Genomic DNA, 13678 nt, shown 5'->3' with positions numbered 1-13678 from the left:
TATAATTTTTCATTCATCATTTCACCCTGCTAATTTTGAACAAAAAAATTATCAATAAAATTGGATCAAAACACGTTTAAATGATTCCTCCTTTTAAGTCATTAATATTAATGATATTATTAATATATTTAATACCTCCGAATACGGTTTTTTCACAAGGCACTAATGAAAAATCATTTTTTAAATCAAGAAATTTTGGAAGCTATTTTCTTGCAGAAAAATATGCCTCTATTACAAAAATTGGTTTGGGTTTTATGATCGTCTTTCCAGATTATGATATTGATGCAGCTCAACGTAAAATAGTTTCAGTGGAAGAACCTGTTTTAGGTAGTCAAATTCCAATTTGCTTACATTCTGCTCCTAAACATAAAATAGCATTATCATTACCTTTATCTTTCGCTGTATGGTTCGATTATACCCAGGTTAGTACTGCTCCGATTCTTAATACTGACTATAGATTTGCCCTGCTTGAATTAAATTACTCCTATAAATTCAACTGTTCAGTAATTAATAATATCGGATTTCGATTTATTCCTTTTTTTCATGAAAGTACGCATGTAGGGGATGAGTTGGTAGTTTCAAAACTCAAAGATACTCTTCCTGTAGCTCGAATAAACGTCTCTTACGAAATATACAAATTTGCTATTTTAGTAAATGATCCATATGGTGAAATAATTAAAAATCATTCTTTCCGAGTTGGCGCAAAATTATTATGGAATAAAAACAAAGGATACTATACAGTAGATCCTTTAGAAAAATCAATAAATGTCAAAATTAGACCTTCTAAAAGATGGATAGAACCGTATTTCCAATATCAGTATTAAAATCCCAAGGGAAAATTTTCAACTGATAAAAGAATTTTTCTTTTATCTACGGATCTAAATTTAAGAGTACGCTATGACTATCCTTATTCGGTTCTTACATCAGGAGGAAAAATGCAATTTAAGCACAAAAAAGAAGCTTATAAACTTTCTGTAAACTGCCTTGCAGGATGGAAATTTGTAACAAATAAAAATCAACTCTCCAATATTGGTCTCTTTTTTAATTTTTATTATGGTATAAATCCAAATGGTCAATTCAGTAATATTCCTATTTATCCTTGGGCTGGGATTAAGTTGATTTATGACTTTAAATAAAAAAGTACAATTTTTAGATAAAAAAACCGGTTTCAAAAACATTTCATGTAATTTCATAGATTACTCTTTTGTACCTCCCGAAACCTGCAATAATGGGGCCTATAACAGGTTCCATCTATCCGCCACGTAAAAAGGCTGTCAGAAAAGGTGGTCTCTTTTTGTTAATAACTGTTTAGAATTACTTGCTGACTGACTTTTCAATTTTTGTATCTTGAAGTATGATTCGAAAAGTAGTTTATAGAGATTATGATCAAGATAAATTGAGTTGACTTCCAACTAGTTATGATGATCTGGTTCCTACTAATCATCCCGCTCGAGTAGTGAATACAATTATTGATCATATTGATATTGGTTCTTTGGAGAAAACCTATAAAGGCGGTGGTACTTCGAGTTATCATCCACATATGTTATTCAAGGTTTTGATTTACTCTTGTTTTTGTAACGTATATTCTTCAAGAATGATTGAGCAGGCCTTGCAAGAGAACGTTCATTTTAAGTGGTTAAATGGACAAAGTAAACCGGACCACAATACCAAAATGATTTTAGAAGAAAATGATTAAAAGGTCGACTAAAGAGAATTTTTAATCAGGTGGTTGTACTCTTAGCTCAACGGGGCTACTTGTCGTTAAAGGATTTATATGTGATGGCACCAAGTAAGAAGCTAATGCCAATCGGTATAGATTTGTTTGGGGTAAGAGTATTAAAACCGACAAAGCGAAGATGCAGAAACAATAATTAGATTTGTGGGCTTATTTTGAAAAGGTTTACCAAGACGTAGAGCAACAGCCTAATGCACCTAACTTTGATGGGATAAATTCAACAGATGTTGAGCGAACAATAGAGAAGATTAATACAGCAATAAAAGATAAACCTGTCGATAAAAAAGTAAAATAAAAATTGAACCATGTTAAACGGAATTGGCCAAAAACCTTCTCAGGTATGAGCGTCAAGAAGCGCTAATGGGAGAACGAAATAGCATGAATAAGACTGACCTAGACGCAAGTTTTATGCGGATGAAAGATGACCACATGCAAAATGGGCAGCTCAAACCAGGTTATAATTTTCAAATCTCTACCAAAAAACAGGTTATTGCTAATTACACTCTTGCTCAAACCACTGCTGACACCACCACTTTTATAGATCGTTTGGAAGAACACATTGCAAGTTTTAATGAAAAACCCAATACCCTTACCATAGATGCTGGTTATGGCTCTGAGGAAAACTACACAACACTTGAGTCTCACGGAATAGAAACCTTTGTCGAGTACAATTATTTTCACAAAGAACTACTCGACAAAAAGAGAGGCAAGTTTCATCCCTATAACTTATACTATAATGTTCAAACAGATACTTATTACTGTCCAATGGGACAACCTATGAAAAATATAGGTTTACACCATAAAAAAACCAAAACAGGATTTGTACAAACGATTACAAGTTATCAAGCCTTTAGGTGCACATGGTACCCACATAAAGCCCAGTGTCATAGAGCTAAAACCAATCGAATTATACAAAGGAACCATAATTTACAAAGGCTTAAACAACAAGCTAAAGAAAAGCTGTTATCCGAAAAAGGAATCGCTCATAGGAAAAAAACGTTGCTGGAATGTTGAAGCTGTTTTTAGTAATATTAAGCAGGATATGAACTTCAAAAGGTTTATGCTAAGGGGACTTGAGAAAGTTGAAATTGAAACAGGACTTATTGCAATGGCTGACAATCTGAAAAAGGCTGCATTAGTAGTCTAGGTAATGGACAGAAAGCTCGTTTTTAATGTAGATTAGTAAAAAAAGCTAAAAATACTCCGTATAATAAACCTGTACAGAACTCAAAAAATCTTATCAAACTTTTGAACTTATCAGGTGAAATATAAAAAAGCTGTCTGAAATTACTTTCTGGACAGCTCCCTTTTTTTATATAATGTTGAATTGATTAATAGTAAATTAATCTTCTCACTTTAGCAATATATTTAGCTAAACGAATTACTTGTTTCGTATATCCAAACTCGTTGTCATACCAAGTGTATAATACAATATTCTTTTTGTCTGGAGATACAATTGTAGCAGGTGCATCATAAACAGAGCAACAAGTATTACCAATAATATCATTTGAAACTAATTCTTCGTCAATTGAATAAAATATTTGATTGACTAAGTTTCCGTTTAACGCAGCATCTTTTATTACACTGTTAACTTCTTCTAATGAAGTCTCTCTTCCGATAGTTAAGTTTAAGATCGCTAACGAACCATTTGGAGTAGGTACACGAACAGCATTTGCTGTTAACTTATCCGCTAAATCTGGAATTACTTTTGTAACAGCTTTTCCAGCTCCAGTAGAAGTAATTACCATATTAATTGCTGCAGAACGTCCTCTTCTTGGTTTCTTGTGAAAGTTATCCAATAAGTTTTGATCGTTAGTATAAGCGTGAACCGTTTCAATATGTCCTTTTTCAACACCAAATTTATCGTTAATCACTTTTAAAATTGGTGAAATAGCATTTGTTGTACAAGATGCAGCAGAATAAATTTTTGTACCATCTAAATCCAAATCGAAATGGTTAATACCATAAACAATATTTGGAATTTCTTTACCTGGAGCAGTTAACAAAACTTTGTCGGCACCTTTTGCTTTTAAATGTCTTGATAATGCTTCTTTATCTGTATAAACTCCCGTATTATCAATGATTAATGCATTGTTAATTCCGTAAGCTGTATAATCAATATCTTCAGGATTACTTGCTTCAATCATTGTAATGATTTGACCATTTACAATTAAAGCTTTGTTTTCATAATCACAAGATACTGTTCCTTTAAAATCATTGTGAACAGAATCGTTTCTTAATAATGCAGCTCTTTTAGTGATTTGCTCGTCAGAATTATTTCTAGTTACGATTGCTCTTAATCTTAATTGTTGACCTTTACCAGCTTGTTTAATTAATTCACGCGCTGCTAAACGACCAATTCTACCAAATCCGTAAAGAACTACATCTCTTGGTGCGAATTTATGACCATCAGTTTCAATTAAGTCACCTAATTTGTTTTCTAAAAAAGAACGCTTGTTTTCAAAGTTACTTCCTTCTTGAACCCATTCATAAGCTAATTTACCTATGTCAATTTTAGCTGGAGCAAGATCTAACTCTAACAATTCTTCTGCTAAAGCAGTAGTAGTAGAGATAAAAATCTTTTTTCCAACAACTTTTTCAGCATAATCATGTAGATTAATAATTTCTGAATTCGTTGTGTCCAATAAGTGGTTTCTGAACAAAACTAATTCAACGCCTTTATCATACAATAATTCGCCCACATAGTTTGCTAGTTTTACGGCTGATTTTTCGTTGTCGATATAGTTTTGCAACTCTTTTTCGTAACCTAAAGATGATTCCATTCTAAAAAATTAATTAATTAAAAATTTATGCAAATTTAATGTCTAATTCTCTAATTAAAAAGAAAAAAGAGATTTAAAAAAAAAGCGTCCTACCAATAATTTGATAGGACGCTTTGTTAATTCTTATTAACCCAAATAAGCTTTGAGTAATTTGTTTCGAGACGTATGCCTTAGTCTACGAATTGCTTTTTCTTTAATTTGTCTAACACGCTCACGTGTTAAGCTAAATTTCGCTCCGATTTCTTCCAATGTTAAACCGTGATTCATTCCAATACCAAAAAATAGACGTATAATTTCTCTTTCCTTATCAGTTAAAGTAGACAATGAACGTTCAATTTCTTTTTGTAATGATTCAGCCATTAACAATTTATCCGCTTTTGGCGAATCACCATTCGCCATAACATCCATCAATGTTCCGCCATCTTCCGAAGAAGATAGGGGAGCGTCCATAGATACGTGACGACCAGCAACTTTCATAGACTCTTTAATCTTATCTTCCGGAACCTCTAATACTTCTGCTAATTCTTCAGCTGAAGGTGGCCTTTCGTATTCTTGTTCGAGTTTAGAAAATGCTTTGTTAATTTTGTTTAACGAACCAACTTGGTTCAAAGGCAAACGGACGATTCTAGCTTGTTCGGCTAAAGCTTGCAAAATTGATTGACGAATCCACCATACGGCATAGGAAATAAACTTAAATCCTCTTGTTTCATCAAATTTCTGTGCAGCTTTAATCAAACCTAAATTACCTTCGTTAATCAAATCTGGTAAAGTTAAACCTTGGTTTTGGTATTGCTTAGCTACTGAAACAACGAATCTTAAATTAGCTTTTGTTAGTTTTTCAAGTGCCTCTTGGTCACCTTGCTTGATTCTTTTAGCTAATTCAACTTCAATTTCAGCAGTAATTAACTCCTCTTTACCAATGTCTTGTAGATACTTATCTAAAGATTGACTTTCACGATTAGTAATAGATTTTGTAATTTTTAACTGCCTCATCCTTTTTCTTGTTTTGTTTTTTAATAGACTGCAAACTTAAACTATTATAGAATGCAAGTCAAGCGTTATTTTAAGTTTCCCTAAAATAATTTCATTATATTTTAACTTCTATTTGATTTCAAAAGTTACATTTTTGTATGAAAATCATTAAAAAAACTTTAAATGCTCTAAAGTGTATAACGCACTTGTATGATATTCATTACAGTAATAAATGTTAATAAACGCTAATTTTTTTCTTGGAGATATTCTTCAAGATACGAATAATTTGGCATTAATGCACCATTTAGATCGGTTTCACTAGCTCTTTTAATGATATTATCAGGATCTGAACCGAACAATGCAGGGAAAACTTCCTTGATTAATTCACTTCCAAAATCATCTGACGCATCCATTGGTAATTCGCAAGGTAGATTGTCTACAGCTTGAACACCTATCGCTTGGGGAGCCATAAAATCGACTTCCTTCTCTGATTGAGGATCGTAACCGTAAAGGGGATCTGCAATAGTAGATGGGCGAAGTGTTGAAGCTACCGGTCCATCAATATCACATGAGATATCTGAAATTACCGAAACCCTTACATCGGGAGATTTTAAATCTTCTCGTGTAATGATAAAAGGTGAACTTGAATGCCAATAATGACATGCAACATACATATCTGCAACAGCTAAATACTTATTGAAAATTGAAATATGACCAGCTCCACTCTTAAAGAATTCTTTACGACTAAATGCTGCGCCATCTTCTCGTGCAAAATAATCACAGACTTCTAATTGAGAATAAACAGGTTCGTCAAATGATTTGTTTAAGAAGTCTTCAGGTTCTACTTCCTTTAGTCCTATAGTGCTGAAAATTTCTCTAGCACCATTGCCGACTCTACCGAATCCAGTTGCAACTATCTTTGTATGCTTAGGTAATTTAATTTTCTTTAACTCTTGCTCTAATTCAACCCTGTCAGCACATTGATTAGCAGGTTTTAAGTCGTATAAATTGTGCTTTTTTCCAAAAGCTAAAAAACCATTATAGCACCCAACAATTCCTGCGTATCTACCAAATCCTATAATTCGATTCCCCTTGGCATTTTTCAATATCTCGTAATCGATCAATTGAATTTTTTTGTCAAGTATCGCCTGTAATAAACTCCTGTTATAGGGCTGTTTTTTATAGGTATGAGAAAAGAATAAGTATTTTTTATTTGGAATTAAATCTGCTATTTTGACTTCTTTAACCCCAATTAAAATATCGCAATCTGACAAGTCCTCTTGCATTTTAATTCCTTGTGACAAATATTCGGCATCTGGAATTGACCTTATTGGACTAGGTTGAACTATAACTTCAACATTTGTAAACTTTCGCATCACTTCAACACATTGGGGCGGGGTAAGTGGTACACGTTTGTCTGGTGGAGTTTTTCCTTCTCTAAGAACTCCTAATTTAATCTTGTTCATTCAATGTGTATTTCTTCTGTAAAAGTAGTATTTATTTAAATTTATTCAATCTAAATAACGGTTATTTCTGTGATTGTTTATTTGTATTAGGAATGAAACGTATTCTCTCCTTTCTTAGTTGTTTGGCTTTTGATATTTTGTTGTTGACGAAGGTTTGTTTTAACCATTATAAACCAGCGTAATATATTCTCTTGATAAATTATTTAGTTGAACAGAACTTATTGGAGAACTAATATTGTATATTTGCAATTCGTTCTTTTTTTCGGGGCCGACTTGGATTTGACTGCAACTGCGGTAGATGTACAAGCATGTCGAGAAATGCAATATACCTCGTTAAAAGTATTTGTATCAAGAATAATTGACAACAATAATTCTTACGCGTTAGCTGCGTAATCTAGACTAAGTCTATATTACCTTAATTCCACCCGAATAATAGTAAGGGGAACTAACTGTCTGCCAACCTTTTGATCATCGAGGTAGGGTCACAGGCATCAAAAGTTTGATCTGGCTAGTGTAGTGCTATGATGCGCTAGTGAGATAAAGTAGCTTAGGTTTGTTGTGGGGTGTTTGTGCCCAGCTGCTTACTGAAGTTCAATCACAAAATAAACATGTAGAAACTATATAGACTCATTGTTAGGACGAGGGTTCGATCCCCTCCGGCTCCACAAAACAGTATTGAGCAAGAGTAAAGAGCATACAGCGATTTACTCTTGCGATAAGCTGTTTTGTCCCTCAAGACGCTTGCTCAAACACTTGCTTAAAACAAATAATCTATGTTTGATTTCGAAAAACTAACAGTCTATGCTAAAGCTAAAGATTTTAATAAAAAAGTAAACAACTTTTTAAAATCGAATAATCTAGACAGAACCACAAATGATCAATTGAGAAGGGCCTCTTTCAGTATCATGCTTAATATAGCAGAAGGTTCTGGAAGATTTACAAAACCTGATAAACGTAATTTTTATGTTATTTCGAGAGGATCGACCTTTGAATGTGTTGCGATATTTGATTATTTAAAAGACATAGAGACATTAAACGAGCAGGAATTTAAGGATTTCTATAATGATCTCGATGAATTGTCGAGGATGCTATTTGCAATGATTAAAACATTATCGTGAATACCAGTATTGAGCAAGAGTAAAGAGCATACAGCGATTTACTCTTGCGATAAGCTGTTTTGTCCCTCATTTCTTGGTCCCTGAGCATTTGTCGAAGGGCTTGCTTAAACACTTGCTTAAAAAAATAATCTATGTTTGATTTCGAAAAACTAACAGTTTACGCTAAAGCTAAAGATTTTAATAAAAAAGTAAATAACTTTTTAAAATCGAATAATCTAGACAGAACCTCAAATGATCAATTGAGAAGGGCCTCTTTCATTGTCATGCTTAATATAGCAGAAGGTTCCGGAAGATTTACAAAATTTTGTTCAGCTTGATAAAAGGATTGAGTTAAAAACATAATTAGTGCATTCACTTCAAAAAAACTCAACAGTGTACTAACCTATATTATTGATTTAATTAATTTTAATTATTACTTTTAGCCCCCTAACTAAACTAATGAAATTGAAGTCATTCCAGAAAATCACCTTTCTAATAATATTGCTATTCTCCATTAATTCTTGTAGAAAAGATAATAATGAATTTGCTATAGATAACGTAGGCGATCTTAATGAATATTCAGTAACAACACATGATGTAACGCTTGATCCTGACATTACAGCAGGGACAGGAATGCTAAAACATAGTATCGATCTAGATTTAGATGGTATTGGCGATGTTGAATTTACAAGTCTTGAATTCAATAGCGGATATAATACGGGCAGGGTTATTGAGGTGAGTTTTGAAGTGTTTAATTTGGAATCCATAAATCGAAAAATTTCATTTTATGAACATGAAAAATCAGGTGTGCAATATGAAAAATATACTCACACCTATAGTGTTGCAGATAATGGACATACACCGATTAGAACAACGGTCCGAAAAATGACTTGTGATAAAATTGAAGGTTCGAGATTGAACAAGAATGCGAATGGTGCAGTGAATTGCGTAAGAAAAGGAGGCTTTGTTAAGGAGATATCATTGAATAAACAGCGCAAAAAAATTGATTTAATTCGAAATGATTTAAGTTGGAAAAATGGTCCTTCTCCTATTCCAGGAGAGCCTGATTCGTTAATTACATTCATTTTGGACAGTCAAGGTCTGTGCGAAGGAAGAGCTCCTTACAATCAAGATTTTTATTTAGCATTCATGATTACCAATGAAGTAGGACTAAATCCCCGCTATGGATGGATTCAGCTCTATTTGACGGGGCAAAATACACTAACTATTGTTGCCTCTGGAATTAAAGAAAAATAAACAAGATGATGAAAAAGATTATACTCCCCATTTTTATAGCACTAACTGTTATTGCTTGTAAAAAAGATGAGATTTCCACACCTACGCCAATTTTAACTGCCGGAAATACTACAGGACTTATTGTGGCGAACCACAATATTAAGCTTGAAACAGATACAGCAAATAATATAGTTACTGATAGTCATAGTATCGATTTAGATAAGGATGGTAATCCCGAAATTACTTTTGATATAATTGAAAGTACTTCAAGTTATTTTATTGGAGAGCGTCCTTATTATAATGTTGGTTTTACAGTTGCTAACTATTACGAAAATCGAAAATTAATCTTACCCGAGATTCTGAATTCAGCGGACTGGTATGTGAAAAGTGAAAAAATTGGTGGATACTATGGTTCGTATTATAGAGTAACCTATCAAGAAATATTTACTTGTAATCCAGCAAGTGGAGCAATACTAAGGGATGATGAACCTGGCGCTGTTTTGCTACTTGAGGCCAATACGCGTGTGTTTTCATTACCCGAATTACCATCCGAAAACATCAGTTATGAATTGTATAGTGAGGCATTTCAATATGAATACTGGAATGTTGATGGGACAGGAGATTCCCTGATTGGTCATCGGACGATAAGAGAAGCACAATGTCAAGGTCTTGCTCCTTTTAATGAACTTTTTTACATTCCTTTTAAATTGATCTATACGGATAGTAATTTAATTGATCGAATTGGTTGGATTGAACTCCGCTTAACAGGGAATAATACACTTGAAATTTTAAGAAGTGCCATTTCTAGTAATTAATGATTTGGATAAAGATGTTAAGTCAATTTCATTAGTTAAAATATCCTACGCATAATTACTCACCTTAATCAATGCTAAAGGTTCAATAATTTTAATTGATCGTCCTTTACTCGTTATGATACCTTCTTCTTTAAAGTCGTGTAAAACACGAACCAAAGACTCTTTTGTGGTGCCAGCAAGATTGGCCATGTCGTCTCTGCTCAAGTTGATTGATGTAGGTGTATCTTTTGCGTCTAAAAACAAAACATATTTCTCCCAAAGAATTAATAAAAATATCGCTACCCGCTCTCTAACGGTTAGTTGTGCTAAAATTTTTGTTCGGTGAATACAGGCTCCGAATTCGTGACCTAAATTCTTTAACATGCGGTCAGATAATGTTTTTGATTGTTGCAAAGCTTCTAAAAATGCCTGTTCTGGAATAAATGCTATGCGACTGTCTTCAATTGCCGCAGCTGAGTCGGGGAATGTTTCTTGGCTTAATAGGGCGTGATGTCCTAATAAATCTTGATTACTACAGATATAAAAAATATGCTCCTTGCCTTCTTGACCTAAGGAGTATTTTTTTACAATACCAGACTCTATAAAATATACGCCTGTTGGATATGTGTTTTCATGAAAGATAATCTGTCCCTTCTTATATTCGATGACCTTTTTTTTGTCATTTAATATTTGCCAAGTTTCTTCAGATAAGCCTTCAAAAAAAGGTTCTCTTTGCAATAAATAGCGTTCGTATGGGAAGATTTGTTTCATGATCAGTCAAATAATTTCTTATAAGCGCAAACAAAGATAAAAGGAATTGATTTAAATCAATTTTTTGGTAATCATTTCTCAATGTAATCGAATATTGTTGGCCGTAAATTTGCCCTCATAAATATATCATTATGTTAGAACCAGCAGAACAATTATCAGCATTAGGAATGATTAATTTAGGTAAGATTCATTGGAATCTATTGCCGTCTGAACTCATTCAAATCACAATCAATAAGAATCAAGGACAGTTTACGGATACGGGAAGTTTAGCTTGCTCGACAGGAACTTTTACTGGACGATCTCCGAAAGATAAATATGTCGTAAAAGATGAAAATACCAAAGATGTAGTTTGGTGGGGAGATGTTAATCACCCGTTCGAATCGAATCAATTTTCTAAACTTTATAACCGTATTTTGGCTTATTTAGAAAATAAAGAAGTATTTGTGAAAGATGTTTACGCCTGTGCTGAAAAAGAACATCGTTTAAATGTAAGGGTTGTTACTGAATCTGCTTGGCAGAGTTTGTTTTCTCATAATTTATTTAGAAATCCTACACAAGAAGAAGCGAATAGCTTTAATCCAGAATGGTCAATTATTGCTGTTCCAAATTTTAAAGCCATTCCAGAAATTGATGGTACGAGACAAGAGAATTTCACGATTATTGATTTTACTAAAAAACGAGTAATTATTGGAGGTTCTGCCTATACAGGAGAGATTAAGAAAAGTATCTTCACTGTATTAAATTATTTATTGCCACACAAAAAGGATGTGCTCTCAATGCACTGTTCTGCCAATGTTGGCAAGAATGATGAATCTGCTTTGTTTTTTTGGTTGTCAGGAACAGGAAAAACTACACTTTCTGCCGATCCAGAAAGAAGATTAATTGGAGACGACGAACACGGTTGGGGCGATAAAGGTGTATTTAATTTCGAAGGTGGTTGTTACGCTAAATGTGTGAACCTTTCTAAAGAAAAAGAGCCTCAAATTTACGATGCAATTCGTTTTGGTTCACTATTAGAGAATACTAAATTTTATGAAGGAACAAGAACCGTAGATTTCGAAGATGTTACCGTCACAGAAAATACGCGTGTTGCTTATTCTTTAGAATTTATAGACAATATTGTACCAAGTTCAACAGGGAGTCATCCGAAGAATATATTCTTTTTAACATGCGATGCTTTTGGTGTTTTACCGCCGATATCTAAATTATCAAAAGAGCAGGCGATGTACCATTTCATATCTGGATATACAGCAAAAGTGGCTGGAACAGAAGAGGGAATTACAGAACCTCAAGTTACATTCTCCGCGTGTTTTGGAGAACCGTTCTTACCCTTAGCACCTAAATATTATGCTGAAATGTTGGGTAAGAAAATGGAAGAACATGATGTAAATATCTGGTTAATCAATACAGGCTGGACAGGCGGCGGATATGGAGTAGGAGAGCGTATAAATCTTAAGTATACCCGTGCAATGATTACCGCAGTGCTCAATAATTCGTTCGAAGATGTTACTTTTCAAACAGAACCATTCTTTGGTTTAACGATTCCTACATCATGTCCTGAAGTGCCAAGTGAAATTTTAGATCCTGCTAGCGTATGGGATAATGCAGATGACTATGAAAAAGTAGCAACGAATTTGTCAGATCAATTTGTGAAGAATTATGAGCAGTATGAGAATGAAGAGAATGGAAATATAATTGCAGGAGCACCAGTAAAACAAGTTTCAAATTTAATTTAAGATGAATATACCAGAAAATTTATTGTATACGCAAGAACATGAGTGGATTGCTTATGATAGTGAAAAGAATATTGCAACCATAGGGATCACAGATTTTGCTAAGAAAGAATTAGGTGACATTGTATTCGTAGACATTGAAACAGTCGATGAAGAATTGTCAAAAGATGATGTTTTTGGATCTGTTGAAGCGGTTAAAACGGTCTCTGATTTATTCATGCCTATGTCTGGGACTGTTATTCAATTAAATGACGAAATTATCGATCAACCAGAATTGGTCAATAATGATCCGTATATTGGAGGTTGGATGATAAAAGTGACACCGAATGATCCTAATTTTATTGAAGGATTATTAAACAGTGAAGCATATAAAAACATGATCTCGTAATATTGACTATTCAGGATGATACAAAAGTGAAGGAATAAACAATATATTTGATTTACTCTATCAGCCAAAGTATCGTGATCTTTCGTCACTTCATTGGACTGCTTATGAAATTATTCTTGAGGCTATTGATTGGTTGGTTAAATCTCCAAATACGAAGGTTTTAGATATTGGATCAGGAGTTGGAAAGTTTTGTGTGCTAGGTTCTCTTTATTCGAATGGGCAATTCACAGGTGTTGAAAAAAGAAAAGAGTTAATTGACGAAGCGAATGCAGTGAAGGAATTCGTGCAAGCCGAAAACGCAACCTTTATCCATAGTAATATTAATCAGGTGGACTTTACTGCCTACGAAGCCTTTTATTATTACAATCCTTTTTATGAACATGTTGTAGATTTTGGTCGAATTGATAAGCTTATTGATTTTTCAAAAGAAAAGTTTGAAGCTTATGAGCAATATGTTTTTAAAGAACTAGATGCATGTCCAAAAGGAACGAGAGTGGTGACGTATTGTTCAAGTGATTTCTTTTTACCGAAAGAATACTTTTTGAAAGAGATGAAACATAACGGAAGATTGCTTTTCTGGGAGAAGAAATAAACAAAATTACAGAAATCTGATTTTTACGGGGATCTGCCTTAGAAATGTCCTAACATAAATATATCTTTGAGAACGGGACTTAAATACATGATTGAAATATGACGCGTATAA

Annotated in this window: 13 protein-coding genes, 1 other RNA gene and 1 pseudogene; 11 read left to right on the top strand and 4 right to left on the bottom strand. The window is 33.5% G+C overall.

The window, feature by feature from the left end; all coding sequences use genetic code 11:
* Positions 1-80: 80 nt before the first annotated feature.
* The 3 genes and pseudogenes from T367_RS0103530 to T367_RS21220 all read left to right on the top strand — a co-directional run.
* Positions 81-824: a DUF1207 domain-containing protein gene (locus T367_RS0103530; RefSeq protein ID WP_027418615.1), complete on the top strand. Its 744-nt coding sequence runs from the start codon at positions 81-83 to the stop codon at positions 822-824.
* A gap of 111 nt (positions 825-935) precedes the next feature.
* The gene (locus T367_RS0103525) at positions 936-1136 is read left to right on the top strand and encodes a hypothetical protein (RefSeq protein ID WP_027418614.1); all 201 of its coding nucleotides are present in this window, start codon (positions 936-938) and stop codon (positions 1134-1136) included.
* 269 nt (positions 1137-1405) lie between these two features.
* Positions 1406-2882 (top strand): annotated as a pseudogene (locus tag T367_RS21220) (IS1182 family transposase); the annotation flags it as partial.
* A gap of 184 nt (positions 2883-3066) precedes the next feature.
* Here the strand turns inward: T367_RS21220 and T367_RS0103515 are convergent.
* The 3 genes from T367_RS0103515 to T367_RS0103505 all read right to left on the bottom strand — a co-directional run bounded on the left by T367_RS0103515 (position 3067) and on the right by T367_RS0103505 (position 6956).
* Positions 3067-4518: a glyceraldehyde-3-phosphate dehydrogenase gene (locus T367_RS0103515; RefSeq protein ID WP_027418613.1), complete on the bottom strand. Its 1452-nt coding sequence runs from the start codon at positions 4516-4518 to the stop codon at positions 3067-3069.
* Between the two features lie 126 nt (positions 4519-4644).
* Entirely contained in the window at positions 4645-5511 is an 867-nt protein-coding gene (locus T367_RS0103510; RefSeq protein ID WP_027418612.1) for a sigma-70 family RNA polymerase sigma factor, read from the bottom strand.
* A 224-nt stretch (positions 5512-5735) separates the two neighbouring features.
* Positions 5736-6956, bottom strand: a complete 1221-nt coding sequence (locus T367_RS0103505; protein WP_316930845.1) for an NAD(P)-dependent oxidoreductase — start codon at positions 6954-6956, stop codon at positions 5736-5738.
* Positions 6957-7220: 264 nt separating this feature from the next.
* On the opposite strand from T367_RS0103505, the gene ssrA reads away from it, so the two are divergent.
* The 5 genes from ssrA to T367_RS0103485 all read left to right on the top strand — a co-directional run bounded on the left by ssrA (position 7221) and on the right by T367_RS0103485 (position 10104).
* Positions 7221-7624: a transfer-messenger RNA gene (gene ssrA, locus T367_RS24460) on the top strand.
* Positions 7625-7729: 105 nt separating this feature from the next.
* Complete coding sequence (locus T367_RS0103500) at positions 7730-8074, top strand: four helix bundle protein (protein ID WP_027418610.1); 345 nt, start codon at positions 7730-7732, stop codon at positions 8072-8074.
* A gap of 131 nt (positions 8075-8205) precedes the next feature.
* Positions 8206-8391 carry a four helix bundle protein gene (locus T367_RS0103495; protein ID WP_027418609.1) on the top strand — a complete coding sequence of 62 codons (186 nt, stop codon included), beginning with the start codon at positions 8206-8208 and terminating at the stop codon, positions 8389-8391.
* Positions 8392-8512: 121 nt separating this feature from the next.
* Positions 8513-9310 (top strand): hypothetical protein, encoded by a 798-nt coding sequence (locus tag T367_RS0103490; protein ID WP_027418608.1) that lies wholly within the window; start codon positions 8513-8515, stop codon positions 9308-9310.
* Positions 9311-9315: 5 nt separating this feature from the next.
* Positions 9316-10104: a hypothetical protein gene (locus tag T367_RS0103485; RefSeq protein ID WP_027418607.1), complete on the top strand. Its 789-nt coding sequence runs from the start codon at positions 9316-9318 to the stop codon at positions 10102-10104.
* 45 nt (positions 10105-10149) lie between these two features.
* Here T367_RS0103485 and T367_RS0103480 read toward each other — a convergent pair whose 3' ends face one another.
* Positions 10150-10854, bottom strand: a complete 705-nt coding sequence (locus tag T367_RS0103480) for a Crp/Fnr family transcriptional regulator (RefSeq protein WP_051568323.1) — start codon at positions 10852-10854, stop codon at positions 10150-10152.
* Positions 10855-10985: 131 nt separating this feature from the next.
* On the opposite strand from T367_RS0103480, the gene pckA reads away from it, so the two are divergent.
* The 3 genes from pckA to T367_RS21215 all read left to right on the top strand — a co-directional run bounded on the left by pckA (position 10986) and on the right by T367_RS21215 (position 13567).
* On the top strand, positions 10986-12590 hold the full coding sequence (gene pckA / locus T367_RS0103475; RefSeq protein ID WP_027418605.1) for a phosphoenolpyruvate carboxykinase (ATP): 1605 nt from the start codon (positions 10986-10988) through the stop codon (positions 12588-12590).
* Position 12591: 1 nt separating this feature from the next.
* Positions 12592-12975, top strand: coding sequence for a glycine cleavage system protein GcvH (gene gcvH, locus T367_RS0103470; protein WP_027418604.1), 384 nt, complete (start codon positions 12592-12594; stop codon positions 12973-12975).
* A gap of 133 nt (positions 12976-13108) precedes the next feature.
* Positions 13109-13567: a class I SAM-dependent methyltransferase gene (locus T367_RS21215; RefSeq protein ID WP_051568322.1), complete on the top strand. Its 459-nt coding sequence runs from the start codon at positions 13109-13111 to the stop codon at positions 13565-13567.
* Positions 13568-13678: the final 111 nt, after the last annotated feature.

It is taken from the genome of Crocinitomix catalasitica ATCC 23190, from assembly GCF_000621625.1.
Taxonomy (GTDB): domain Bacteria; phylum Bacteroidota; class Bacteroidia; order Flavobacteriales_D; family Crocinitomicaceae; genus Crocinitomix; species Crocinitomix catalasitica.
Note: the sequence above shows the minus strand (reverse complement) of the source record. Positions and strands in the feature narration are given on the sequence as shown.